The sequence below is a fragment of the Roseivivax jejudonensis genome, assembly GCF_900172265.1.
GTDB lineage: Bacteria > Pseudomonadota > Alphaproteobacteria > Rhodobacterales > Rhodobacteraceae > Roseivivax > Roseivivax jejudonensis.
Genome location: NZ_FWFK01000003.1, coordinates 121,666 through 147,355, shown reverse-complemented (window position 1 = coordinate 147,355; position 25,690 = coordinate 121,666). Strand labels below are relative to the sequence as shown.

17 protein-coding genes and 1 tRNA gene are annotated in these 25,690 nt (G+C 71.9%); 11 read left to right on the top strand and 7 right to left on the bottom strand.

The features are described from left to right. The first annotated feature begins 113 nt into the window (after positions 1–113). From ROJ8625_RS08620 to ROJ8625_RS08605, 4 genes are all read left to right on the top strand, one after another. On the top strand, positions 114–1,214 hold the full coding sequence (locus tag ROJ8625_RS08620) for a DUF6456 domain-containing protein (RefSeq protein WP_085791487.1): 1,101 nt from the start codon (positions 114–116) through the stop codon (positions 1,212–1,214). 58 nt (positions 1,215–1,272) lie between these two features. Further along, positions 1,273–2,202 carry a hydrogen peroxide-inducible genes activator gene (locus tag ROJ8625_RS08615; RefSeq protein ID WP_085791486.1) on the top strand — a complete coding sequence of 310 codons (930 nt, stop codon included), beginning with the start codon at positions 1,273–1,275 and terminating at the stop codon, positions 2,200–2,202. 358 nt (positions 2,203–2,560) lie between these two features. Continuing rightward, positions 2,561–3,511 (top strand): lipoyl synthase, encoded by a 951-nt coding sequence (gene lipA, locus ROJ8625_RS08610; protein WP_085791485.1) that lies wholly within the window; start codon positions 2,561–2,563, stop codon positions 3,509–3,511. Between the two features lie 115 nt (positions 3,512–3,626). Then, positions 3,627–4,742 carry an acetoin utilization protein AcuC gene (locus ROJ8625_RS08605; RefSeq protein WP_085791484.1) on the top strand — a complete coding sequence of 372 codons (1,116 nt, stop codon included), beginning with the start codon at positions 3,627–3,629 and terminating at the stop codon, positions 4,740–4,742. A gap of 66 nt (positions 4,743–4,808) precedes the next feature. Here ROJ8625_RS08605 and ROJ8625_RS08600 read toward each other — a convergent pair. Beyond that, positions 4,809–4,882, bottom strand: a tRNA-Gly gene (locus tag ROJ8625_RS08600). Positions 4,883–5,042: 160 nt separating this feature from the next. Between ROJ8625_RS08600 and ROJ8625_RS20990 the strand changes: the two genes are divergently transcribed. The 6 genes from ROJ8625_RS20990 (at position 5,043) to ROJ8625_RS08575 (ending at position 14,094) form a co-directional block, all read left to right on the top strand. Further along, complete coding sequence (locus tag ROJ8625_RS20990) at positions 5,043–5,213, top strand: hypothetical protein (protein WP_159456744.1); 171 nt, start codon at positions 5,043–5,045, stop codon at positions 5,211–5,213. Between the two features lie 166 nt (positions 5,214–5,379). After that, on the top strand, positions 5,380–8,721 hold the full coding sequence (locus ROJ8625_RS08595) for a transglutaminase family protein (RefSeq protein ID WP_085791483.1): 3,342 nt from the start codon (positions 5,380–5,382) through the stop codon (positions 8,719–8,721). Between the two features lie 60 nt (positions 8,722–8,781). Continuing rightward, positions 8,782–11,178 carry a circularly permuted type 2 ATP-grasp protein gene (locus tag ROJ8625_RS08590; protein ID WP_085791482.1) on the top strand — a complete coding sequence of 799 codons (2,397 nt, stop codon included), beginning with the start codon at positions 8,782–8,784 and terminating at the stop codon, positions 11,176–11,178. A 4-nt stretch (positions 11,179–11,182) separates the two neighbouring features. Then, positions 11,183–12,064: a transglutaminase family protein gene (locus ROJ8625_RS08585; RefSeq protein ID WP_085791481.1), complete on the top strand. Its 882-nt coding sequence runs from the start codon at positions 11,183–11,185 to the stop codon at positions 12,062–12,064. Positions 12,065–12,142: 78 nt separating this feature from the next. Continuing rightward, the gene (locus ROJ8625_RS08580) at positions 12,143–12,991 is read left to right on the top strand and encodes an SMP-30/gluconolactonase/LRE family protein (RefSeq protein WP_085791480.1); all 849 of its coding nucleotides are present in this window, start codon (positions 12,143–12,145) and stop codon (positions 12,989–12,991) included. Then, entirely contained in the window at positions 12,988–14,094 is a 1,107-nt protein-coding gene (locus ROJ8625_RS08575; RefSeq protein ID WP_085791479.1) for an NAD(P)/FAD-dependent oxidoreductase, read from the top strand. Before ROJ8625_RS08580 ends, ROJ8625_RS08575 begins: the two co-directional genes overlap by 4 nt. A gap of 68 nt (positions 14,095–14,162) precedes the next feature. Here ROJ8625_RS08575 and gghA read toward each other — a convergent pair whose 3' ends face one another. Continuing rightward, a complete protein-coding gene (gghA, locus tag ROJ8625_RS08570) occupies positions 14,163–16,535 on the bottom strand; it encodes a glucosylglycerol hydrolase (protein ID WP_085791478.1) in 2,373 nt (790 codons plus the stop codon). Between the two features lie 214 nt (positions 16,536–16,749). Between gghA and ROJ8625_RS08565 the strand changes: the two genes are divergently transcribed. Beyond that, positions 16,750–17,352: a GNAT family N-acetyltransferase gene (locus tag ROJ8625_RS08565; RefSeq protein ID WP_085791477.1), complete on the top strand. Its 603-nt coding sequence runs from the start codon at positions 16,750–16,752 to the stop codon at positions 17,350–17,352. Here ROJ8625_RS08565 and ROJ8625_RS08560 read toward each other — a convergent pair. Genes ROJ8625_RS08560 through glgC form a run of 5 tightly spaced genes read right to left on the bottom strand, consistent with a single transcriptional unit; the run spans position 17,345 to position 25,610 of the window. Beyond that, the gene (locus tag ROJ8625_RS08560; protein ID WP_085791476.1) at positions 17,345–18,976 is read right to left on the bottom strand and encodes an alpha-D-glucose phosphate-specific phosphoglucomutase; all 1,632 of its coding nucleotides are present in this window, start codon (positions 18,974–18,976) and stop codon (positions 17,345–17,347) included. The two genes, ROJ8625_RS08565 and ROJ8625_RS08560, sit on opposite strands and share 8 nt — an antisense overlap. 8 nt (positions 18,977–18,984) lie before the next feature. Further along, on the bottom strand, positions 18,985–20,865 hold the full coding sequence (gene malQ / locus ROJ8625_RS08555) for a 4-alpha-glucanotransferase (protein ID WP_085791475.1): 1,881 nt from the start codon (positions 20,863–20,865) through the stop codon (positions 18,985–18,987). Continuing rightward, positions 20,858–22,948 carry a glycogen debranching protein GlgX gene (gene glgX / locus ROJ8625_RS08550; protein WP_085791474.1) on the bottom strand — a complete coding sequence of 697 codons (2,091 nt, stop codon included), beginning with the start codon at positions 22,946–22,948 and terminating at the stop codon, positions 20,858–20,860. The genes malQ and glgX overlap by 8 nt, the downstream gene beginning before the upstream one ends. Next, on the bottom strand, positions 22,945–24,351 hold the full coding sequence (gene glgA / locus ROJ8625_RS08545; protein ID WP_085791892.1) for a glycogen synthase GlgA: 1,407 nt from the start codon (positions 24,349–24,351) through the stop codon (positions 22,945–22,947). The genes glgX and glgA overlap by 4 nt, the downstream gene beginning before the upstream one ends. Continuing rightward, entirely contained in the window at positions 24,348–25,610 is a 1,263-nt protein-coding gene (gene glgC, locus ROJ8625_RS08540) for a glucose-1-phosphate adenylyltransferase (protein WP_085791473.1), read from the bottom strand. Before glgC ends, glgA begins: the two co-directional genes overlap by 4 nt. Positions 25,611–25,690: the final 80 nt, after the last annotated feature.

Sequence of the window (25,690 nt, the reverse complement as noted above, 5' to 3'; positions counted from 1 at the left end):
AAACTGGCCAGGCGGACCGGTTTGTTAACTTTTGGGTAACGATGCCACCCCAAAGCTGCGCGCCGTGTCTGTGGAGAAACCTGGGGACAAGTTGCGGAGAGCTTGGGAAAAACATGCTGACTTCAGAAGGATACACGACGTTCTGCACCTTTCCGGATTGGGTGCCGGACGAGGCGCGGAACTACATCGCGCATACCGAGGCCGGCCGGTCCCTGCGGGCGCTCGCGCGGGCGGCGGGCTGCCACGCCTCAACGGTGATGCGCCAGGTGCGCAAGATCGAGGGACGCCGGGAGGACCCGCTCGTCGACGCCGCGCTGAAGCGCCTCGGCGCGCGGATCGCCGCGGCCACCGCAGCCCAGTCATCGAAGGACGCCGCCATGATCCCAGACATCGAGACCCGCACCGACACGAATGCCGCCGATCCGGTCGATGCCGTCACCCTGAGCGCCGAGGCGCGGCGCGTGCTGAAGCATCTGGGGCGGCCGGGCATGCTGCTGGCAGTGGCGCAGGACATGGACAAGGCGGTGGTGGTCGGGGACGGCGGGACGGCGGACCGGCACCTCGCGGTGGACAGCACGATCGCGCAGGCGATGGCGCTCAAGGGCTGGATCGCCTGCGACGCGCCCGGCCGAGTGTCGCGCTACCGGATCACGGCGGAGGGCCGCGCCGCCTATGCCCGGATGATCGTCGAGACCGACCGCGCGGCGCAGGCGGGGCTGGCCGAGGCGGCCGTCCCGTTCGACGGGGCGCGGCCCGACCGGCCGCGCGCGGCGCCGGCGCCGTTGCGCGCGGCCCACGCCGAAACGCCGGTGGCGGGGCTGGCCCGGCGGCGCGACCGCACCGGGCGCCCGTTCCTCGATCGCATTGCGCTGTCCGCCGCCGAGCGACTCTACGAGGATTACGAGCTCGCCCGTCTCGCCCACGGGCCGGCGCCGGACCTGCCGGACCTGCTCGACGTGGCGCCCGCCGCACCGGCCCCCGGCGACAAGCCGGCCGCCGCGCGCCGGCGGCTGGCCGACGCGCTCGCGGATCTCGGCCCCGGCCTTGCCGACATGGCGTTCCGCTGCTGCTGCCGGCTCGAGGGGCTCGAAACCGCGGAACAGGCCCTCGGATGGTCCGCGCGTTCGGGCAAGATCGTGCTGCGGATCGCCTTGCAGCGGCTGTCCGAGCACTACGCGGCACGCGGCCGGAACGGGCAGGGCCTGATCGGCTGAATGCCGTGTCGCCATAAGGGTTGCGGGCGCTGCGAGGCGCTGGCAATAGGATCGGCTTATGGATGTGACCCTGCGCCAGTTGTCCTATTTCGCCGCGCTCGCCGAGGCGCGGCATTTCGGCCGCGCCGCGGCCCGGGCCAACATCTCGCAGCCGGCGCTGTCGCTGCAGATCAAGGAGCTGGAGACCCAGCTCGGCGTGCCGCTGGTCGAGCGCCTGCCGCGCGAGGTGCGGCTGACCCGCGCCGGCCACGAGGTGCTGAGCCGGGCGCACCGGATCCTGTCGGAGGTGCAGGACCTGCGCGGCGCGGTGCGCCGGCGCGCCGGGCTCTCCGGCCAACTGCACCTGGGCGTGATCCCCACCGTCGCGCCCTACCTGCTGCCGGCGGCGCTGACCCGGCTGCGGGCGCGCGACCTGACGCTGGAACTGCGCGTGCGCGAGGCGCAGACCGGGACCCTCGTCGCCGAGCTGCGCGCCGGCCGGCTCGACGCCGCGCTGGTGGCGCTGCCGGTGCCGGACGCAGGCCTGGCGGCGCACCCGCTCTTCGAGGATCGCTTCGTGCTCGCCGGATCGGAACGCCGCATCGCCGCCTGGGCCGAGACCGTGGACCGCCTTCGGCCGACCGAGCTGTCGCCGGACCAGCTGCTCCTGCTCGACGAGGGGCACTGCCTCGCCGACCAGGCGCTCGAGGTGTGCGGCCTGTCGCGCCGCGGCGGCGTCGACCTCGGCGCCTCCTCGCTCTCCACGCTGTGCGGGCTCGTGAGCGAGGGCTTCGGGCTGACGCTGCTGCCCGAGATCGCCGTCCTGGTGGAGACCGCATCGTCCGACCGGCTCACGCTGCGCCGCTTCTCGGCGCCCGAACCCGCGCGTCATCTCGCCCTCGTGCGCCGGGCCACGGCCGGGGACGGGGAATGGGTGGAGGAACTGGCCGAGCTCTTCCGCGCGGCGGCGGCGCCGCTGCTGGAGGATGCGCGGGCGGTATGTCGCTGAAGCCCGGCGTGGGGGCGCGCGGCAGCGACGGGCGAGGGGCGCTGCCCCTCGCGCTCCCCGGAGTATTTGGACCAAGAAGAAGGTGGGGGCGTGGCGCGCGCTTGGGCGGCGCCGGGTGTCGGTGGGGGCCGGCGAGGGGCGCTGCCCCTCGCGCTCCCCGGAGTACTTGGGACCAAGAAGAAGGTGGGGGAGTGGCGCGTGTGCGATGGTGGCGTCGGCTGGTGGCGGCGGGCGCGCGGCGCGGATGTGCGGGGTGGCGGGCGCGACATGTCCGCCATGCGGCGGCGGGCGGGGCTGGAAAGGCGTCCGGCAAGGACATACACTCATCCGCAACCCGAATTGAGCAGGGCAGGAGTTCATGCGCGATCTGAAGATTCCCGGCCAGCGCCATCCCGAGAAGGCGCATCGCCCCGACACCGACCGTCTGAAGAAGCCCGACTGGATCCGCGTCCGGGCGCCGGGCGGTCAGGGCTATGCCGACACGCGCAAGATCATGCGGGAGCACAACCTGACCACCGTGTGCGAGGAGGCGGGGTGTCCGAACGTGGGCGAGTGCTGGAGCGCCGGCCACGCCACGATGATGATCATGGGCGAGATCTGCACCCGCGGCTGCACCTTCTGCAACGTCGCGACGGGGCGGCCAGACACGCTCGACGTGTTCGAGCCCGGGCGCGTCGCCGACGCCGTGCAGAAGCTCGGTCTCAACCACGTGGTGATCACCTCGGTCGACCGCGACGACCTCGAGGATGGCGGGGCGGAGCATTTCGCGCAGACGATCCGGGCGATCCGGCACCGCGCGCCGGGCACCACCATCGAGATCCTGACGCCGGATTTCCTGAAATGCGCGCCCGAGGTCCTCGAGACCGTGGTGGCGGCGAAGCCCGACGTGTTCAACCACAACCTCGAGACGGTGCCGGGGCTCTACACCGAGGTCCGCCCCGGCGCGCGCTACTTCCACTCCCTGCGGCTCCTGCAGCGCGTGAAGGAGATCGACCCGTCGGTCTTCACCAAGTCCGGGATCATGGTCGGGCTGGGCGAGGAGCGGCCGCAGGTGCTGCAGGTGATGGACGACCTGCGGGCGGCGGACGTCGATTTCATGACCATCGGCCAGTACCTGCAGCCGACGCCGAAGCACCATGCGGTCGCGCGGTTCATCACCCCCGAGGAGTTCGCGGGATACGAGAAATCCGCCTACGGCAAGGGCTTTCTCATGGTGTCGGCGACGCCGCTCACGCGGTCGTCCTATCATGCCGGCGACGATTTCGCGCGCCTGCGCGCCGCGCGCGAGGCGCGTCTGGAGACGGCCTGAGCGCCGGCCCGCGCCGCCGCCGGATTCGCTGCGGCGGCGCCGGGCGCGGGGTGACCGGCGGGATGCGGCGGCGCGTCCCTGTTCGCGCCCCTCGCCGCGCCTAGCTTGAGCGGTCATGGATCGCGCGCTCTTCATCGGATCGAACGTCTACCGCGGATCGGTCTACGGTCGGCTTCACCCGCTGTCGATCGAGCGGGTGCCGGCGGTCATCGACCTCGCCCGGGCGATGGACTGGCTGCCCGCCGCACGCTACCGGACCTCGCCCATGGCCAAGCCGCGCGTGCTCGAGGCGTTTCACACCCCCGACTACGTGGCGGCGCTGCGCACCGCGGAGGCGACGCAGGCGGTGAGCGAGCAGGTGCGCCGGCGCCACGGGCTCGGCACGCTGTCGAACCCGGTCTTTCCGGAGATGTATCGCCGGCCCGCCACCGCGGTGGGCGGCGGGCTCCTGGCGGCGGACCTCGTGGCCCGGGGCGGCGTCGTGCACAACCCGGGCGGCGGCACGCATCACGGCTTTCCCGACCATGCCGCGGGGTTCTGCTATCTCAACGAACCGGTTCTGACGATCACGCGGTTGCTCGATCTCGGGCTGGAGCGGGTGGTCTACGTCGATATCGACGCGCATCATTGCGACGGGGTCGCGGCGGCGTTCGCGGGATCGGAGCGGGTGCGGATGATCTCGGTCCACGAGGCCGGACGCTGGCCGTTCACCGGCGACGCCGAGGACGATGCCGGGGGCGCGGCGGTGAACCTGCCGGTGCCGCGCGGCTTCAACGACAGCGAGTTCGCGCTGCTGCTGGAGGAGGTGATCCTGCCGGCGGTCGCGGCGTTTCGGCCGGACGCGATCTTCCTGCAATGCGGGGCCGACGCGGTGCTGGAGGATCCGCTGGCGCGGCTGGCGCTGTCGAACCTCTGTCACTGGCGGACGGTGACGGCGCTGCGCGCGCTGGCGCCGCGGCTGATCGTGTCGGGCGGCGGGGGTTACAACCCGTGGACGGTGGCGCGTCTCTGGGCCGGCGTCTGGGCGACGCTGGCCGGCTACGAGGTGCCAGACCGGCTGCCGGAGGCCGGCGCGGCGGTGCTGCGCGGGCTGAGCTGGCGGCGCAAGGGCGTGCCGGCGCCGGACCTGCTCGCGACGCTGGCCGACGCGCCGCGCGAGGGGCCGGTGCGCGACGAGGTGCGCGCGCTCGGCCGGGGCATGCGCGGACGGCGCGCCATGGCGGCCGCCTGACGCTGGGTCCGGGCCGTGGGGGGGACCCGAGCGCACGGGGTGCGGTCGAGACGCTGGGGAAACGGCTGGAGCGGGTGAAGGGAATCGAACCCTCGTCGTCAGCTTGGGAAGCTGCTGCTCTACCATTGAGCTACACCCGCGCGCGTTGCGGCATCTAGCACCGCCGCCGCGCGCGCTTCAAGCGCAAAGCGCAGCGGACCTGCGCGCATGCACCGACGGTGACCGCGATGTGAGTGGACTGAAACGTGACGCTGCGGCATGATTAAACCGTTCGGTTCACTTCAGGCGGAGGGACGCGCCATGCGAGCACACACGATGCGGGACTTCACCATGTGCAAGGCGCTGCTGCTGGCGGCGCTGATCGGCGTCGGGCACCTGACGCTGGCGCTCGATGCGCGGGCCGGCACCGACGAGAGCGAGGGTTTCTCGATCTCGTCGCTGTTCGGCTGCGACGCCGCCCGGGCGGTCTGAGGGCCGGGGCGCCCGGCCTCCGCGGGGACAGGCGCACGGCAGGGCGGATGCCCAAGACTTGGGCGGCTTGCGCGGGCGATGCCGACGTTCTGCGCGGTTTGATCTCGCCAATGCCGCGCGGCCCTGATCTTCTGCGGGCGACAGGACCAGACGAGCCCGGGCATTCATGGCGATCCACGCGAGCATTCACCACCTCACCCACTACACCTACGACCGAAACGTCACGATGGGGCCGCAGATCGTGCGGCTGCGCCCGGCGCCGCATTCGCGCACGCGGGTGATCTCGCATTCGCTGAAGGTGGGGCCCGAGCCGCATTTCGTGAACCATCAGCAGGACCCCTACGGCAACTGGCTGGCGCGCTTCGTCTTTCCCGAGCCGGTGCGGGAGTTCCGGATCGAGGTCGACCTCGTGGCCGACATGTCGGTCTACAACCCGTTCGACTTCTTCGTCGAGGAGAGCGCCGAGACCTGGCCGTTCGCCTATCCGGCCGAGCTGACCGAGGACCTGTCGATCTACCGCGCGCCGGCCGAGACCGGCCCGCGCTTTGCCGAGTACCTCGCCGGCATCCCGCGCGACGCGGCGCGCACCGTCGACATGCTGGTCGGCCTGAACGCCAAGGTGTCGGGCGACGTCGAGTACCTGATCCGGATGGAGCCGGGCGTGCAGACGCCGGAGGAGACGCTGGCGCGGGGGTCGGGGTCGTGCCGCGACAGCTCGTGGCTGCTGGTGACCCTGTTGCGTCACCTGGGTTTCGCGGCGCGGTTCGTGTCGGGCTACCTGATCCAGCTGAAACCCGATCTCGAGGCGCTGGACGGTCCGTCGGGCACCGACCACGACTTCACCGACCTGCACGCCTGGGTCGAGGTCTACCTGCCCGGGGCGGGATGGATCGGGCTCGACCCGACATCGGGGCTGCTGGCCGGGGAAAGCCACATCCCGCTGGCCGCGACGCCGCATTACCGGACGGCGGCGCCGATCGCCGGCGGGTTCACCGCCGTGGGCGAGGTGCAGAGCGCGTTTCATTTCGAGATGGACGTGGCGCGGGTCGCCGAGCACCCCCGGATCACCAAGCCGTTCTCGGACGACGCGTGGGAGGCCTTGAACGCGCTCGGCCACAAGGTGGACGCGGCGCTGGAGGCCGGCGACGTGCGGCTGACGATGGGCGGCGAGCCGACCTTCGTGTCGATCGACGATTACGAAAGCGACGAGTGGAACACCGCCGCGGTCGGCCCGACGAAACGGGCGCGGGCGGACGAGCTGATCCGCCGGTTGCGCCGGCGCTTCGCGCCCGGGGGTTTCCTGCATTACGGCCAGGGCAAGTGGTACCCGGGCGAGACGCTGCCGCGCTGGACCTTCTCGCTCTACTGGCGGCGGGACGGTGCGCCGATCTGGTCGGATCCCGATCTCGTGGCGCGCGAAGGCGGATCGGGCGGCGCGGCGGGCGCCGCGGAGGCCGGAACGTTTCTCGCCACGATGGCCGAGGAGCTGGGCGTTGCGCCGGATTACGTGGTGCCGGCCTACGAGGACCCGGCGGAGTGGCTCCTGCGCGAGGCGAACCTGCCCGAGAACGTGACGCCGGAGAACAACCGGCTCAAGGACGCCGAGGAGCGGCACCGGATGGCGCAGGTCTTCGAGCGGGGCCTGACCGAACCGACGGGCCACGTGCTGCCGATCCAGGCGTGGCACTCGAAGGCGGCGGGGCGGCGCTGGCGGTCCGAGACGTGGCGGCTGCGCCGGGGGAGGGTGTTCCTGGTGCCGGGCGACAGCCCGGTCGGCTACCGCATCCCGCTCGGGTCGCTGCCGCACGTGCCGCCGTCGCAGTATCCCTACACCTACGTTACCGATCCCACGGTGCCGCGCGGTCCGCTGCCGGACTACGACCACGGCCCCGATCCGGTGGGCGACCGGGCGCAGCCGGTGAGCGCGCCGCAGCCGACCGGACCGGTCCAGGACGTGATTCCGCAGGAGCTCTCGGCCGTCGGCGGCGCCGTGCGGACGGCGGTGTCGGTGGAGCCGCGCGGCGGTGCGCTTTGCGTGTTCATGCCGCCGGTGGAGAGCCTCGAGGATTACCTCGACCTCGTGGCGGCGGCAGAGCGGACCGCCAAGCGGCTGGACATGCCGGTGCATATCGAGGGCTACGCGCCGCCGCACGATCCGCGGATGAACGTGATCCGCGTGGCGCCGGACCCGGGCGTGATCGAGGTCAACATCCATCCCGCGCATGACTGGGCGGAGTGCGTGGCCACGACCGAGGCGATCTACGAGGAGGCGCGGCAGTCGCGGCTCGGGGCCGACAAGTTCATGATCGACGGGCGGCACACCGGGACCGGCGGCGGCAACCACGTGGTGGTGGGCGGCGCGACGCCGAACGATTCGCCGTTCCTGCGGCGACCGGACCTGCTCAGGTCGCTGATCCTGACATGGCAGCGGCATCCCTCGCTCAGCTACCTGTTCTCGGGGATGTTCATCGGCCCGACGAGCCAGGCGCCGCGGATCGACGAGGCCCGCCACGACAGCCTGTTCGAGCTCGAGATCGCGCTGGCCAACATCCCCGATCCGGGCGAGGGCTCCTTGCCGCCGCCGTGGCTCGTGGACCGGCTGCTGCGCAACATCCTGATCGACGTGACCGGCAACACCCACCGCGCGGAGATCTGCATCGACAAGCTCTATTCGCCCGACGGGCCGACCGGTCGGCTGGGGCTGGTGGAGTTCCGCGGCTTCGAGATGCCGCCCGATCCGAAGATGAGCCTCGCCCAGCAGGTGCTGCTCAGGGCGATCGTGGCGCGGTGCTGGCAGGCGCCGGTGAGCGGGCGGCCGGTGCGCTGGGGCACGGAACTGCACGATCGCTACATGCTGCCGTATTTCCTCTGGCAGGATTTCCTCGACCTTCTGGCGGATCTCAAGGCGCACGGCTTCGCGCTCGATCCGGTGTGGTTCGAGGCGCAGGCCGAGTTCCGCTTCCCGTTCTGCGGGCAGGTCGACTACGAGGGCGTGCACCTCGAGCTGCGGCAGGCGCTGGAGCCGTGGCACGTGCTGGGCGAGCGCGGTGCCATCGGCGGGACGGTGCGCTACACCGACAGCTCGGTCGAGCGTCTGCAGGTGCAGCTGACCACAGCCAACGCGGAGCGCTACGCCGTCTGCTGCAACGGCCGGCGCGTGCCGCTGACCCGGACCGTGACCTCGGGGGTGTCGGTGGCGGGCGTGCGGTTCAAGGCGTGGCAGCCGGCGGAGGCGCTGCACCCCACGGTGCCGGTCCACGCGCCGCTGACCTTCGACGTCTACGACACGTGGACGGGCCGCGCGCTCGGCGGGTGCACCTATCACGTGGCGCATCCGGGCGGGCGCAACTACGACACGTTCCCCGTCAACGGCAACGAGGCGGAGGCGCGGCGGCTCGCGCGGTTCGAGCCGATGGGTCACAGCCCCGGCGACTACGTGCCCGAAACCGAGATGCCGCATCCGGAGTTTCCCTTCACGCTGGACCTGCGCCGCCCGCCCGGGCTGTGATAAGACGAAGGCGAACGGGAGCGCCGCATGCGCGCGGCGCGCCCGGCAGAGGACGACAGGATGGACCAGACCGCCGACGCGCGGGACGCCGTCGCCGGGCTGATCGGCAACTACACCGTGCCCGATGGCGTCGCGGACGAGATGATCGGACCGGACGGGCGCGTGCGCCCGGTCTGGCAGCCGTTTATCGAGCGGTTCGCGCAGCTTGCGCCGGACGACATCGCGCGGCGCTTCGCCCGCGGCGACCGCTACCTGCGCGATGCCGGGGTGTTCTTTCGCCAGTCGACCGGTGATGGCCCGGCGGATCGCGACTGGCCGCTGAGCCACCTGCCGGTGATCCTCGACGAGACCGAGTGGCTGGGCATCGCGGACGGGCTCGTCCAGCGCTGCGAGGTGCTCGAGCAGGTGCTGGCGGATCTCTACGGGCCGGGCTGGCTGGTGCGCGAGGGGATGCTGCCGCCCGAGCTGGTGGCAGGAAATCCCGGCTGGCTGCGCCCGCTGGTGGGCGAGCGTCCGCCCTCGGGGCGGTTCCTGCACTTCGTCGCGTTCGAGCTCGGCCGCGCGCCGGACGGGTCGTGGTTCGTCCTCGGCGACCGGACCGAGGCGCCGTCGGGCGCGGGCTTCGCGCTCGAGAACCGGGTGGCGACGATGCGGGTGTTCTCGGAGCCGTTCGGGCACCAGTCGATCCACCGCCTCGCCGGGTTCTTCCGCGCGTTCCGCTCGGCGCTCGAGCGCTCGGCGACGTCGCTCGACGGGCGGATGGGGATCCTGACGCCGGGCCTCGGCACCGAGACCTATTTCGAGCACGCCTACATCGCCCGCTATTTGGGGCTGATGCTGCTCGAGGGCGAGGACCTGACGGTGGTGGACGGGCGGGTGATGGTGCGCACGGTGGCCGGGCTGAAGCCGGTGTCGGTGCTGTGGCGGCGGCTCGATTCGGCCTTCGCCGATCCGCTGGAGCTCGACGAGCGCTCGGCGCTTGGCACGCCGGGGCTGGTGCGGGCGCTGCGCGACGGCAACGTGTGCATGGCCAATGCGCTGGGTGCGGGGCTGGTGCAGAGCCGCGCGTTCCTCGCCTTCCTGCCGCGGATCGCGCGCTACCTGACCGGCGAGTCGCTGAAGCTGCCGAACCTCGCGACGTGGTGGTGCGGACAGGCGCGCGAGCGCGACTACGTGGCCGCGAATCTGGAACGGATGATGGTCGGCGACGCGATGAGCCAAGATCTGCCCTTTGAGGCCGACGGCGCGCAGCTGATCGCCGGGCGCTTCCGCGACGGGCGGACCGTGGACCCGGCGGCGTGGGTGCAGGCGCAGAAGGGCGCCGTGGTCGGGCAGGAGGCGGTCACGCTGTCGACCACGCCGGTCTATGCCGACGGCGCGTTGCACGCGCGGCCGGTCATGCTGCGCGTCTTCGCCGCCCGCACCAATGCCGGCTGGAAGGTCATGCCCGGGGGCTATGCCCGGATCGGCGGGAGCGCCGACGCGACCGCGCTGGCGCTGCGCCGGGGCGGGCGCGTGGCCGATGTGTGGATCGTGTCGGACCGCGAACTCGAGCGGGAGACGCTGACCGATTCCTCGGGGCCGTTCCGCCGCGCCAAGGACAGCCTGCTGCCGGCGCGCGCGGCCGACAACCTGTTGTGGCTCGGCCGTTACGTGGAACGGGCCGAGACGATGGTGCGGCTGTTGCGGGCCTATCACCTGCGGCTGGCCGAGACCGGGCGCACGGACGACCTTCGGGTGGCGCGGATCGACGCGCATCTGCGCCGGCTGGGGGTGCCGCGCGACGTGTCGACCCCGGGCGCGGTGACCACGGCGCTCGACGCGGCGATCCGGGCGGCGTCGAAGGTGCGCGACCGCTTCTCGATCGACGGGTGGGTCGCGCTCGAGACGCTGCGCCACGACATCGTCGAGGAGGTCGAGGCGGTGCAGGCCGGCGACGAGGCGGCGCGCGCGCTGAGCCAGTTCCTGCGCGGCTCCGCCGGCTTTGCCGGCCTCGTGCACGACAACATGTACCGTTTCGTCGGCTGGCGCTTTCTGTCGATCGGCCGCGCGCTGGAGCGGGCGCTGTCGATGGTGCGAACGCTGCGCGACTTCGCCGCGCCCGACGCGCCGGAGGGCTGCTACGACATCGCCATCGAGATGGGCGACAGCGTGATGACGCACCGCCGCCGCTACCAGATCGAGACCAACCGCAACACGGTGATCGACCTTCTCGCGCTCGACAACCGCAACCCGCGGTCGGTGCGGTTCCAGGTGGCGCAGATCCACGCGATGGCGGCGGAACTGCCCGGCGCGGAGGAAAACGGCGCGCTGTCGCCGGTGATGCGCGCGGCGATGCGCATCGACACGCGGCTCGCCACCGCGGAGCCGGCAGAGATGGACGGGCGCGCGCTCGATGCGCTGGCGCGCGACCTGACCGACCTGTCCGAGAAGATCACCGCCACGTGGCTGGTGTGACGCGATGCGCTACGACCTGACGCTGGAGATCGGATACGACTACGGCGCGCCGGCGCCGGCGCTGCGCACCGTGCTGCGGGTGATGCCGCGCCAGCTGGCTGGCGAGCAGAACGTGGAGGCGGCGCATCTGCAGGTGACGCCCGAGCCCGAGGAGATCGCGCACCGCGCGGATTTCTTCGGCAACCCGGTGACGGACATGGGATTTCAGGTCCCGGTCACGGCGCTGTCGGCGCGGATCACCGCGCGGGTCGAGCGGCTGTCGCGGCCGCTGCAGCTGGATCTGTCGCCGGGCCTGTCGGGGCTGGCCGCCGAGGTCGCGGGGCATCGCGGGCTGACCGCCGACGCGCCGCATCATTTCCTGGCCGACTCGCCGCGGGTTCCTTCCGACGACGCGATCGAGCGCTTCACCCGCGACAGTCTCGATCCGGGGATGACCGCGCTCGGCGCGGTCCGGGCGGTGGGGCACGCGCTCAACGCGCACATGCGCTTCGACGCGGGCGCGACGGACGTGAACACGCCACCGCCCGAGGCCTTCGCCGCCGGGCACGGCGTCTGCCAGGATTTCACCCACGTGATGATCGCCGGGCTGCGCGCGGTCGGCGTGCCGGCAGGATACGTCTCGGGGTTCCTGCGCACGACGCCGCCGCCGGGGCAGAAGCGCCTGCAGGGGGCCGACGCGATGCACGCCTGGGTGCGGGCGTGGTGCGGCGCTGAGCTCGGCTGGATCGAATACGACCCGACCAACGACCTGATGGTCGGGACCGACCATATCGTCGTCGCGGTCGGCCGCGACTATTCCGACGTGGCGCCGGTGCGGGGCGCGGTCCGCCTTTCGGGCGGGCAGGCCTCGCGGCACAGCGTCGATCTCGTGCCGCTCGACGCCTGAGGCGCGGCGCGGGCCGGGCGCGCACTGGCCAAGCCCGGCGCCATGCGACACAGTCGGGTCAAAACGGGAGGCCCGGGCATGTCCCACCTGATCTACAGCGACACCGTCTGTTCCCTTGGCGAGGGCCCGCTCTGGCACCCGTGGGAGGAGGCGCTCTACTGGGTCGATATCCTGCGCAGCCGGCTGTATCGCCGGGACGCGCAGGGCGAACGGCACTGGCAGTTCGACCGCCACATCTCGGCGCTCGGCTGGGTGGACACCGGCCAGCTTCTGGTGGCGACGGAGACCGACCTCGTGCGGTTCGACACCGAACGCGAGACCGAGGAGCGCGTGATCGCGCTCGAGGCCGACGACGCGGGGACCCGGTCGAACGACGGGCGGGCCGATCCGTCGGGCGGATTCTGGATCGGCACGATGAGCAAGACCAAGGCGCACGGTGCCGGGGCGATCTACCGGTACTACAACGGCGAGCTGCGGAGGCTGTTCGACGGCCTCACCACGCCCAACGCGATCTGCTTCGCCCCAGGTGGCGCCTATGCCTATTTCTGCGACACCGACCGCCAGCGGATCGAGCGCGTGGCACTCGATGACGAGGGCTGGCCGGCCGCGGGTCCGAAACTCTTCGTCGACCTGTCGCAGGAGGGGCTGCGGCCGGACGGCGCGGTGGTGGATACGCAGGGCAACCTGTGGAACGCGCAGTTCGGATCGGGGCGGGTCGCCTGCTACAGCCCCGAGGGGCGGTTCATGACCGCTGCGGGCTTCGCCGCCGGGCAGATCACCTGTCCGGCCTTCGGCGGACCGGATCACGCCACGCTGTTCGTCACCTCGGCGTCGGACAACGCGCCGGCGAACGATCCGCTGGCGGGGGTGACGTTTTCGGTGCCGATGGGCTTTTCGGGGCAGCGCGAGCATCGGGTCCAGCTGTGACCGAGCGCACCGACATACTGGTCATCGGCGCGGGCATGGCCGGGATCGGCGCGGCGGCCGAGGCGGCCGAGACGGCGAACGTGGTCGTCCTGGAATCCGAGGCGCGGCCGGGGCTGCACGCCACCGGGCGGTCGGCGGCGCTGCTCTTCGGCAATTACGGCAACGCGACCCTGCGGGCGCTGACGGCCGCGTCGACGCCGGTTTTCGAGGCGGCGGAGACGTTCTGCGACGGCCCGGTGCTGAGCCCGCGCGGTGTCCTGATGCTGGCCGGACCGAACGAGATCCAGGCGCTCGAGGCGTTCGAGGCCGGCGCGACGGGGCTGGCCCGGATCGGGCCGGACGAGGCCGCGCGGCTGGTGCCGATCCTGCGGCCCGAGCGGATCGCGGCGGCGGCGCACGAGCCGGACGCGCGCGACATCGACGTGGACCGCCTGCTTCAGGGCTACCGGCGGCGGCTGACGGCGCGCGGCGGGCGGATCGACGCCGGCGCCCGGGTGACCGGGCTGGCGCGGACCGGCGGCGTCTGGCGCGTGGAGACGCAGAAGGCGGTCTACGAGGCGCCAGTGGTGGTGAACGCGGCCGGCGGCTGGGCCGACGCGCTGGCCGAGCTGGCCGGGATCACGCCGATCGGGTTGGTGCCGTGCCGCCGCTCGGCGGCGATCCTGCCGGCGCCGGGCGGGCGTGACGTGACCGGCTGGCCGCTGTTCGGAACGGTGTCCGAGACGTGGTACGCCAAGCCCGATGCGGGCCGCCTGATGGTGTCGCCCGCCGACGAGGACCCGGTAGCGCCGCACGACGTGTGGCCCGACGACATGGTTCTGGCCGAAGGGCTCGATCGCTACGCCCGCGCGGTCACCGAGCCCGTGACGCGGGTGGAACGGAGCTGGGCCGGGATGCGGACCTTCGCCCCCGACCGCACGCCGGTCGTCGGTGCCGACCCGACCGCGGAGGGCTTCGTCTGGCTGGCCGGGCAGGGCGGCTACGGCATCCAGACGGCGCCGGCGCTTTCGGCGCTGGCCGGGGCGCTCCTGACCGGCGGGACGCCGGCGCTTCCGCAGGCGGTGGTCGCCGCGCTCGACCCCGGGCGCCTGCGCGCGGCCTGAGGGCCGAGTCGCCGGGCAGGGTAGTCGCGCACCGGGCGGGGGGGGGCCGCCACCGGGGGCGCGCGCCCTCAGCTTCGGCGCGTGAACACCAGCGCCATCGAGTCGCGCATCACCAGCGGACCCGAGACGTAATCCGCGCCAATCCCCGGGGAGCGCAGCACGCATTCCCAGTTGAAACCCTCGAGCCCCGGGATCTTGAGCCGCAAGGGGTCGAAATCCGACGTCGCCTTGCCCTCCATGTGGATGATCGAGAACACCTGTTCGCCGTCCGGGCCGTGCCGGAGCGAGGTGAAGAGCGTGCGCCCGTCGATCGGTTCGACATAGCCGAAGTGGTCCTTGGGTCCGTAATTGTCCCGCAGCCAAGGCCGCGCGGCGCGAAAGTCGCGCAGGCCGAGGGCGAAGGAAGATTGCACCGGGTCGAGCGCGCCGAGCGAATGGCCGATGTTGCAGTAGTCGTGCATGTCGTCCATCCACGCGCGCGCCACCGCCTTGAGCGACTCCACGGTGTAGAACGGGCCGGCGAGCTTGGGCTCGGTGGTGTTCAGAAGCCGCGCGATATCCTCGAGATCGTAGTCGGTGACCTCGACCAGCGCCGGCAGGAAGGTGCAGAACCGCGCCAGATCGGCGCGGGTCTCGAACCCCAGCGCCTTCAGCCGGGTGAAGTTCATCGGCATCGAGTAGGAATACTCGTCCACCTGCCAGCGCAGCGAGATCGCCTCCTCGGCCACGACCTTGACGCCGTAGCGGTCGTCCTGGTTGCGCACGAAGCCCCACGAGGCGCGGGCCATCGCGTTGAGGAAATCCATCGGCACGCCCGGCAGCGCCACGTAGGTCAGGGTGTGGGCGGCGGGGTTGTCGTAGGCCTTGTCGAGGATTTCCATCCGCGTCGTGCCGAGGCGGGTGTTGATGTTCATCTTGGGCGACACCTGCGTACCGCGGCGCAGCGTGTCGTGGTTCGAGGTGCCGGAGATCCAGTTCGCGCCCGAGTCGAGGCATTCACGGATGCGCCAGTACTTGCCCAGCCAGAACGTGTAGAGAAACGGCGTGTTGTGGGCGAAGGACAGCGGCCCCCACTGGAACACGTCGGGATCGCGCTGGTGCTCGATCACCCAGCGATAGGTCGAGGACAGCTCCCAGTCCTCGTTGGGCCAGGGGCGCCCGTCCTCGAAGATGAACCACGGCCGATAGCGCGTGCCCGCGACCTCCTGCACCACGTCGGCCATCGATTGCAGGTAGTCGTCGTCGTGCTTGAGCTCCTGCGCGCCGGGGTCCCACCACTTGAAGTCCTGCGCGCCGTCGACGCGCACGCCGTCGGCGCCGAAATCGACCTTGCGACGCTGCATCTCGAGCAGGATCGCCCGGACCGCGGGCGTCTGGTAGGCGAGGTTCTGGCCATACATGTTCGGCCCGGCGAAGAAGTGGCTCGAGAGCGCATCGAGCCCCTGGTTGTCCGAATGGCCGTAGACCACATCGAAGATCAGCCGTTTCGGCGTGCCGGGGAAGTTGTGGAGCGCGGCGGCGAGATCCACCAGCTCGTCCGGGCGCCCGCTTTCGAGCAGGACCGGATTGACCGTCGCCATGCCGGCGATGACGTTGTCGTAGCCCCAGTTCGTGGTGTCGGGACGCAGGAGCGACACCGTCACGCCGGTGTCGGAGCTGTCGCTTTCCTGCCAGAAGGCGGGGCCGGCCTCGTAGACGGTGGTGGGTTCCACCGGCAGGAGCTGCACCGCCTCGTAGCCGAGGTAGATCTGGTCGGCGGGGTCCATCGGCAGCCCGGCCTCGACCCGCGCGGCCAGCCGCTCGAACTGTCGGGTGAGGGACGCGAGCGTGCCGCCGGCCGTGGCGGTGGGCACGTGGATCTGCAGGATGTTCGAGACGGGCCCGAACTTGTGCGGCGTCTGGCCGCCGGACAGCGCCTCCCAGTAGGCGCGGTCGCCGCGCGCGGCGAACATCGCGGCGGTGTCGTAGAGTTCGGCCGGGGCCATCGCGCCGAACGGCAGCGACATGGCGAGCGGATCGAGGATGCGGTGCCAGCGGTCCTCGGCGTCGCGCCAGACGAGCGCGTAGAAGTCGCCGAGCGCGTCGCGCGTGCCGGCCTTCATTCCGCGCAGGCAGGCAAAGGCGTGGCTCTCGAGGCGGACCACGGGCACGTAGGCGCGTTCGAACCGGATCTCCTGGTGCGCGCGGGTGAGGTCGAGCGGCTCTTCCGGCGACAGCACCTCGAGGAAGATATCGCCCGAGGGCACGCGCAGATCCTGCAGCTCGGGCACCCAGAAGCCGAAGCTCGCCATGCCCTCGGCGTCGATCTGGCCGCCGAGGCCGCGGGCGATCTCCTGCTCGGCCTCGAAGCGCGACGGCGCGGTGGTCAGGATGCGTTCGCAGGCGTCGGCGCGGGCGCGGGCCGCGTCTTCCTCGGAGATGATGCGCTCGGCAAGGGACATGGGGCTGGTCCTCGTGTCGGTTCGGTCTGTCGGCTGCCGCGACCATGTAGGACGGCGGCGTCGTTCGGCTCGGGCGGAGGGTGGTCCGGGGGCGCGCGGGCTGCAAGGGGCCGCCGGCCGCTTTGGCCGCGAGGTCGCGGCGGATGCCCGCCGGACGGGCAGCGCCGGCCCCGGCCGGCTTGCGGCGCGCCGCGCGACGCGGCAGGGCCGGGGGATGGAGCTTGTCATTCCGACGCTGGACCGTCTGCCGGGATATGTCGACGCGCTGGAGCGCGGCTGGACGCCGGACACCCTGCGCCCCGAGGTGGCGGGCGAACAGCTGGACGCGATCGCGCGGGACGCCGGCGGCTTCGTGGCACGGCAGGACGACCCCGAGGCGCGCGGCGGCCCGGTGCGCCTGCCGGACGGATCGCAGGCCGCGCGATTGCCGAGCCTGCGCCGCTGGATCTGGGCCGACGGGTTTTGCGGTGCGATCTCCCTGCGCTGGCAGCCGGGAACGGACGCGCTGCCGCCGACATGCCTTGGCCACGTGGGCTATGCCGTGGTGCCGTGGCGCCGCGGGCAGGGGCATGCGACCACGGCGCTGCGCGCGATCCTGCCGGTGGCGGCGGCGCTCGGGCTGCGCCGGATCGAGGTGGTGACCGATCCGGTCAACGCCGCGTCGATCCGGGTGATCGAGCGCGCGGGCGGCGTCCTGGCAGAGACCTTCACGGTGCCCGATACGCTGGGCGGCGGCGCCGCGCTGCGCTACCGGATCGCGACACCCGGGGCGGGCGCGGAGACGGCGCGCCCGGCCGGCCCGGCGCCGGTCAGGTGATGACGTCGGGCGCCGTCCGGCCGGTGCGCTCGGACAGGCCCGACACGGCGTCGGCAACGGCGACGATCCCGGCCAGCGCCTCCTGCGGATCTCGGTCGAGCTTGGCGGGATCGGTTTCCTCGGTTTCGAGATAGACGCGGATCGTTGCGCCCTCGGTCCCGGTGCCCGACAGGCGGAAGACGATGCGCCCGCCGGGGCGGGTGGCGAGGCGCAGGCCCTGCTGCTCGGCCCGGGAGCCGTCGACCGGATCGTCATAGGCGAACTCGTCGGCCCATTCGATCTCCTGCCCGGCGACGGTCTGGCCCGGCAGGTCGGGAAGGCGCGCGCGCAGATCGTCGATCAGCGCCGCCGCGGTCTCGGCGTCCACGCCCTCGTAGTCGTGGCGGGAGTAGTAGTTGCGGCCGTAGGTGCGCCAGTGATCCTCCAACAGCTCGGCGACCGGGATCTTCCGCGCGGCGAGGATGTTGAGCCAGAAGAGCACCGCCCAGAGACCGTCCTTTTCGCGCACGTGATCCGACCCGGTGCCGGCGCTTTCCTCGCCGCAGAGCGTGGCGCGGCCCGCGTCGAGGAGGTTGCCGAAGAATTTCCAGCCGGTCGGCGTCTCGTAGGCGTTGCACTCGAGCCGGAGCGCCACCCGGTCGAGCGCGCGCGATGTCGGCATGGAGCGGGCGACGCCCTTGAGCCCGCCAGCGTAGCGCGGCGCCAGCGTGGCGTTCGCGGCGAGCACCGCGACGCTGTCGGACGGGGTGACGTAGCAGTTGCGCCCGACGATCATGTTGCGGTCGCCGTCGCCGTCCGAGGCGGCGCCGAAATCCGGCGCGTCGGCGCCGTGCATGGCGTCCATCAGGTCCTTCGCCCAGATCGGGTTCGGGTCGGGATGGCCGCCGCCGAAATCCGGCGAGGGCGTGCCGTTGACCACGGTGCCGGGCGCGGCGCCGAGGCGCGTCTCGAGGATCGCGTGGGCATAGGGGCCGGTCACGGCGTGCATCGCGTCGAAGCGCATCCGGAAACCGCCGGCGAAGAGCGCGGCGATGGCGTCGAAATCGAAGATCTCCTCCATCAGCTCGGCGTAGTCGGCGACCGGGTCGACGACCTCGATCTCGGTGCGGCCGAGCGATTTCGTCCCGAGCGTGGCGAGGTCGATGTCCTGCGCCTCCATGATCCGGTAGGTGGTGATCTTCTCGCTCGCGGCGTGGATCTTCGAGGTGACGTTCTCGGCCGCCGGGCCACCGTTCGGCGTGTTGAACTTCACGCCGAAATCGCCGTCGGGGCCGCCGGGATTGTGCGAGGCCGACAGGATCACGCCGCCGTCGGTGCCGTGCTTGCGAATGAGATGGGAGGCCGCCGGCGTGGACAGAAGCGCGTTCTGCCCGACGATGATGCGCGCCGCGCCCGAGGCCGCGGCCATGCGCAGGATCACCTGTGCCGCGCGGTCGGAAAAGTAGCGCCCGTCGCCGCCCAGCACCAGCGTCTTGCCCGCGACGCCGCCGATCCCGGTCCAGATCGACTGGACGAAATTTTCGAGGAAATGCGGCTCCATGAAGGTGCGGGTCTTCTTGCGCAGACCCGAGGTGCCGGGTTTCTGCCCCGCGATGGGCTGCGTTTCGACGGTGATGATGTCCATGAGATGTCCTATCGTCCGCTGTCGGTCATCGTGCGCGCCGCGGCGGCAAGCCGCCGTTCGGCGGCGAGGTCGGCCGGGCCTTCGGAGAGGCGCTGGCGCCAGTTGGGATATTCGGTGACGGTGCCGGGCAGGTTGGGCTGGTCGTCCATCTCGAGCACCGTTTCGGCCTGCACCGCGACGAGGCGTGCCGCGCTCGCGCCGAGATGGGCGTGCAGACGGTCCGGCGCATCGCCCGGCAAAGTGGAGCACCGGGCCGTCACCCGGTCAAGCGCGGCGACGTCCTCGGCCCGCTGGCGGTGCGCGTCCGCCGCCGCGTCGGGGCCCACGTGGCCGAGCGCGGCGCGCGCGTCGATGTCGCGGCCCGCGCGCCAGCCGCGCCAGGTCGGCAGGTCGTGGGTGGAAAAGCTCGCGACCACGGCCTCGGGGTAGTCGCCGGGCGCGCGCGGTTCGCCGTCCGGCCCGCGCTCGAACATGGCGAGGCGGCAGCCGAGGATCCCGCTGTCCTCGAGCGCGTGGCCGAGCCCCTCGGGAATGTTGCCCAGATCCTCGCCGACGATGGTGGCGCCGGCGCGCGCGGCCTCGATCCGGGCGACCGCGAGCATCGCGTCGCGCGGCATGCGGACATAGGCGCCCGGTGCGTCCTCGGGGACCCAGAACGCGCGGTCGAAGCCGAGAACGTGGTCGATCCGAAGAAGGCCCGACAGCCGGAGCTGGCGGGCCAGCGTTTCGGCCAGCGCGGCGAAGCCGGTGGCGACGAGCGTGCGCGGGTTGAACGGCGCGAGGTGCCAGTTCTGGCCGTCGGCGGCGAAAGCGTCGGGCGGCGCGCCGAGCGCGGCGCCGGTGGCGAAGCTCGACGGATCCTCCCACGTCTCGGCGCCGTGGGGATGGGTGCCGACGGCGAGGTCGAGGTAGAGCCCGTGCGCCATGCCGGCCGCGCGCGCGGCGTCCTGCGCGGCGGTCAGCTGGACTTCCGCCTGCCACTGGGCCCAGGCGTGCCGGTCGATCCGGGGCGCCAGTTCGGCCCGCGCCGCCCGGGCGGCGGCGCCGTCGGGGTCGTGCAGCTCGGCCGGCCAGTCGTCCCAGGTGGGACCGTGCCGTTCCGACAGTGCCTGGTGCAGCGCGAAGCGGTCGAGTGCGTGCCCCTCTGCCGCGCGCCAGGCGTCGAAGGCCGGGTCGCCGCCGGCGGCGCGGAACGCCTCGAACGCGTCGTCGAGCGCGGCCTCCTGCGCGGGAATCAGCTTGGCGTAGTCGATGCGCGTATCGGCCGGCGGGCTGGCGCGCCCGGTGGCGACGTGCAGGGTCGAGAGCCGGCGGCGGTGCGACGGGGTGTAGGGCGACGCGGCGCCGGGATCCGTCGGAAAGCCCGCGTGAACGGGGTTCAGCCCCAGAAAACCGGCCCCGTGCGGGCCGAGCCCGCGGGCGAGGTCGGCGAGGTCCGCGTAATCGCCGAGGCCGCCACGCTCTGGCGGGCGCAGCCCGTAAAGCGGCGCCATGAGGCCCCAGCCGCGGGCCGGCAGCGGCAGCGTCCGCGGCGCGGCGAGGAGCCAGCAGGTCTCGCCGCCGGCGTCGAGCCGGTGGCGCCCGAGCGGCAGAACGGGCAGGGCGCCGGTGCCCTCGGTCGTGCGGCCGTCCTCGAAGGTCAGGGACCACGGCCCGGGGGGCTGGAGGTCCGGCACCCGGTCGGCCTCCGTCACCTGCCACTCCGGCAGGTGCCGCTCTCGGAGGGCAGCGAGATGCGCGGCGGCCCCGGCCTCGTTCTCGGGCAGGCCCATCGCGGAGAGGAGCGCCGCGGCGGTTTCGGGCGCGGTGTCGCGCGTTCGGCCGGTCACGTCGGTATAGGCCGGCAGGATCCCGGCGCGTTCGGCGAGGCGGGCCGTCGCCTCAGTCATCGGCACGCTCGAGCACGCAGACGAGCACGCTGGCCGCCGCCATCTCGATCGCCGCGCCGGCCGGGGCGGGTCCGGCCCCGGGTGTCGCGGTGTCGATGTGGCGGATCCAGGCGAAGCCGTCGGGGGGATCGGGCAGGGTCAGCGTCAGCGCGTCGCCGGCGTTGAACGCCACGAGCAGCGCCTCTTCGCGCTGCGCGTAGGGCGGCGTTCCGGACGCCATGCGCATCTCGGCGCAGACGAGCCGGCGGCCGGGATCCTCCCAGTCGCCGTCCTCCATCTCGGCGCCGTCCTCGCGCCACCAGAACAGATCCTCGATCCCGTCGACGACGCGTTCGCGCGAATGCAGGAAGCGTTTCTGCCGCAGGATCGGGTGGGCGCGACGGAACGCGATCAGGCGCCGGGTGAAGTCGGCGAGCGCGTCGTCGGCGTTGTCCCAGTCGAGCCAGCCGATGTCGTTGTCCTGGCAATAGGCGTTGTTGTTGCCGCCCTGGCTGTTGCCGAACTCGTCCCCGGCCAGCAGCATCGGCGTGCCCTGACTCAGCAGCAGCGTCGCGAGCATGTTGCGGCGGCGCTGCGCGCGGGCGGCGGCGATGTCGGCGTCGTCGGTCGGGCCCTCGACGCCGAAATTGTCGGAATGGTTGGCGCCGTGGCCGTCGCGGTTGTCCTCGCCGTTGGCCTCGTTGTGGCGCTCCTCGTACATCGTCACGTCGGCGAGGGTGTAGCCGTCATGCGCGGTGACAAGGTTGACCGACGACGTCGCCGGCCGGCCGGAATGGTCGAACTGCATTGCCGAGCCGGTGATCCGGCTGGCCAGGGACGGGGCGAGGCCGTCCTCGCCGCGCCAGTAGCGGCGCACGTCGTCGCGGAACTGGTCGTTCCACTCCGCGAAGGGCGGGGGAAACGCGCCGAGCTGGTAGCCGCCGGGCCCGATGTCCCACGGCTCGGCGATCAGCTTCACGCCGGCGAGGACGGGATCCTGCCGCAGCGCGTCGAAGAAGGCCGCGCCGGGATCGAAGCCGCGATCGGTGCGCCCGAGCGTGGCGCAGAGATCGAAGCGGAACCCGTCGACGCCCATCGTCTCGACCCAGTAGCGCAGGCTGTCGGTGACCATGCGCAGCACCATCGGGTGGCTCATGTTCATCGTGTTGCCGGTGCCGGTGTCGTTGATGCAGTGACGCGGATTGTCGGCCAGCCGGTAGTAGGCCGCGTTGTCGAGCCCGCGGAAGCACAGCGTCGGGCCGGTCTCGTCGCCTTCGCCGGAGTGGTTGTAGACCACGTCGAGGATGACCTCGATGCCGGCGGCGTGCAGCCGGGCGACCATGTACTGGAACTCCCACAGCCGGTCTTTGTGCAGGTAGCGCGGGTCCGGCGCGAAGAAGCCGATCGACTGGTAGCCCCAGTAGTTGGTCAGCCCTTTGTCGACGAGAAAGCGGTCGTTGATGAAGGCGTGCACCGGCAGAAGCTCGACCGCGGTGATGCCGAGCCCCGTCAGGTGATCGAGCATCCGGTCCGAGGCGAGCGCGAGGAACCCGCCCTCGGGCGCGGCGCCGGGAAAGCGCCGGGTGAGGCCGGTCACGTGGGCCTCGTAGATGATGCTGTCGTGCAGCTCGGTCTCGGGGCGTCGCGAGCGCCCCCAGTCAAAGCACGGATCCTCGACCACGCACTTGGGCATGAAGCGCGCGCTGTCGCGGGTGTCGAAGCTGAGATCGGCGTTCTTGTGTCCGACGGTGTAGCCGTAGAGCGCGTCGTGCCACGCCGGGTGGCCGGTCAGCCGCTTGGCATACGGGTCGATCAGGAGCTTGTTGGGGTTGAAGCGGTGGCCCTCCTCGGGGGCGTAGGGCCCCTCGGCCCGGTAGCCGTAGAGCTGGCCGGGGCGGATCCCCGAGAGGTAGCCGTGCCACACGTCGCCGTCGCGCTCGGGCAGCGGGATCCGCGCGGTTTCGGTGCGTCCGTCGTCGGAGAACAGGCACAGCGTCATGCGCGTGGCGTTCTGCGAGAAGACCGCGAAATTGACGCCGGCGCCGTCGAAGGTCGCTCCCAGCGGAAGGGCGCGGCCGGGGCCGGGGCTCGGAGAATTCGTCATGAGGGCGTAGCGAGGCTCCGGTAGAGATCGGCATAGGCGCGGGCCGACACATCCCAGCCCACCGGCTGAGCCATAGCGTTGCGCATCATCCTTTGCCAGAGCGTGCGGTCGTGCCAGAGCGCCGTCATCTTCACCAGAGCTTGCGCGAGGCGGTCCGCGGTCACCGGATGAAAGTGCAGACCGGTGGCGACCCCGGCCGAGATCGCCGCGGGATTGGCGTCGATCACGGTGTCGGCGAGCCCGCCGGTCCGCGCCACGACGGGCACCGTGCCGAAGCGCAGGCCGTAGAGCTGGGTCAGGCCGCAGGGTTCGAACCGGGACGGTACGAGGATCGCGTCGCCGCCGGCGATCATGCGGCGCGACAGCGCCTCGTCGTAGCCGATGCGGACGGCGACGTGCGGGCTGGCGGCGGCGGCATCGCGGAACGCGGCCTCGAGCACCGGCTCGCCCGAGCCGAGGAGCGCGAGCTGGCCGCCGCCGTCGATCAGCGCTGGCAGCGCCTCGATCAGGAGGTCGAGCCCTTTCTGGCCGGTCAGCCGCGAGATCACGACGGCCAGCGGACCCTCTCGCTCGGGCAGGCCGAGCTCGTCGCGCAGGCGCCTGGTGTGCCGGCCCTTGCCGCGCGGCGTGCGGTAGGGCGGCGTCCAGGCGTCCTCGTCGATGCCGTTGAGGATGCCGCACAGGTCCGCCCGGCGCGCGCGCAGCACGCCGTCGAGCCCGAGGCCGAACTCGGGCGTGAGAAGCTCGCTCGCGTAGGTCGGGCTGACGGTGCTGATCGCGTCGGCATGGACGAGCCCGGCCTTGAGCGCGCTGACCTGTCCCCAGTATTCGTAGCCCTCGGGCGTGAAGCCCGCGGGGGGCAGGCCGAGCGTGTCGATCATCGCCGCCGGCGCGAGGCCCTGGAAGGCGATGTTGTGAATGGTCAGGAGTGTCGCCACGCCGGATCCGGCGGCCTGCGTCCCGAGGTAGAGCGGCGCGAGCCCGGCCTGCCAGTCGTGCAGGTGCATGACCTGCGGCTGCCAGCCGCCGACGCCCTCCGCGGCGACGCGGGCGGCGGTGCGCGACAGCGCGGCGAAGCGCTGCGGGTTGTCGGGCCAGTCCTGACCGTCGGGGCCGAGGTAGATGCCGCCCGGCCGGTCGAAGAGATGCGGCGCGTCGAGCGCGTAGAGCGTCGCCTCGCCGAGGCGTCCCTCGACGAGGCGCGCGGGCCCGCCGAAGAGATCGCCGAGATCGTGCGCGGGCCCGTCGGCCGCCGCCATCACCGCCGGGTAGCCGGGCAGGAGGGTGCGCATCTCCACCCCCTCGCGGGCGAGGGCGCCGGGCAGCGCGCCGGCCACGTCGGCCAGTCCGCCGGTCTTGACCAGCGGGACGCATTCCGAGGCGACCGACAGCACCCGCATCAGGCGTCTCCGGCCCGCCGGTCGAGCATCGCCTGCGTGATGAGCGTGACGCCGCCCTCGGTCACGCGGAACCACTTGGCGTCCTCCTCGGGATCCTCTCCGACGACGAGACCTTCGGGGATGTGCACGCCGCGATCGATGACCACGTTCCTGAGCCGCGCGTTCCGCGCGATGTAGGCGCGCGGCAGCACCACCGCCCCTTCGAGGCTGGAGAACGAATTGGTGTGCACCATCGTGAAAAGCAGCGACTCGCGGATCTCGGTGCCCGAGATGATGCAGCCGCCCGACACCAGCGAAGACACCGCCTGTCCGCGGCGGTTCTCCTCGTCGTGGATGAACTTCGCCGGGGGCGTGATCTCGGAGTAGGTCCAGATCGGCCAGTCCTTGTCCCAGAGGTCGAGCTCCGGCGAGAAGTTGGTCAGGTCGAGATTGGCCTTCCAGAAGGCATCGACGGTGCCGACGTCGCGCCAGTAGGCCGGCGCCTCGTCGCTGGCGCGCACGCAGGAGCGTTCGAAGCGATGGGCCTGCGCGGTGCCGTTCCTGACGATGTCGGGGATCAGGTCGTTGCCGAAGTCGTGGCTGGAATTGCCGTCCTGCATGTCGCGGACCAGCAGGTCGCGCAGGAAGTCCCAGCGAAAGACGTAGATCCCCATCGACGCCAGCGTGACGTCGGGGTCGTCGGGCGTGCCCGGGGGATCCTTCGGCTTTTCGAGGAACGAGGTGATCCGGTCGGCCTCGTCGATCGCCATGACGCCGAAGGCGGAGGCCTCGTTGCGCGGCACCGTCAGGCAGCCGATGGTGACGTCGGCACCCGACTCCACGTGGTGCTCGATCATCCGCTCGTAGTCCATCTTGTAGATGTGGTCTCCGGCGAGGATCAGCACGTAGTCGACGCCGTAGCTGTCGACGATGTCGATGTTCTGCGCGACGGCGTCGGCGGTGCCGCGATACCACGTCGCCTCGTCGTAGCGCTGCGAGGCGGGCAGGATGTCGAGGAACTCGTTGCGCTCGGCCCGGAAGAAGGTCCAGCCGCGCTGGCAATGGCGGATCAGCGAATGCGCCTTGTACTGCGTCGCGATGGCGATCTTGCGGATGCCCGAGTTGAGCGCGTTGGACAGCGCGAAATCGATGATCCGCGTCTTGCCGCCGAAGTAGACCGCGGGCTTCACGCGCCGGTCGGTCAGCTCGCGCAGGCGCGAGCCGCGCCCGCCGGCGAGCACGAAGGCCATGGATCTCGAGGCGAGGCGTGTTGTGGGCGACATGGTGGCTCCTCCCTTGCAGGTCTGGGGTGCCTGCTCGGGGGGAGTGTGGCAGGTGGCCGGCGCGTCGGCTAGAGGGGCAG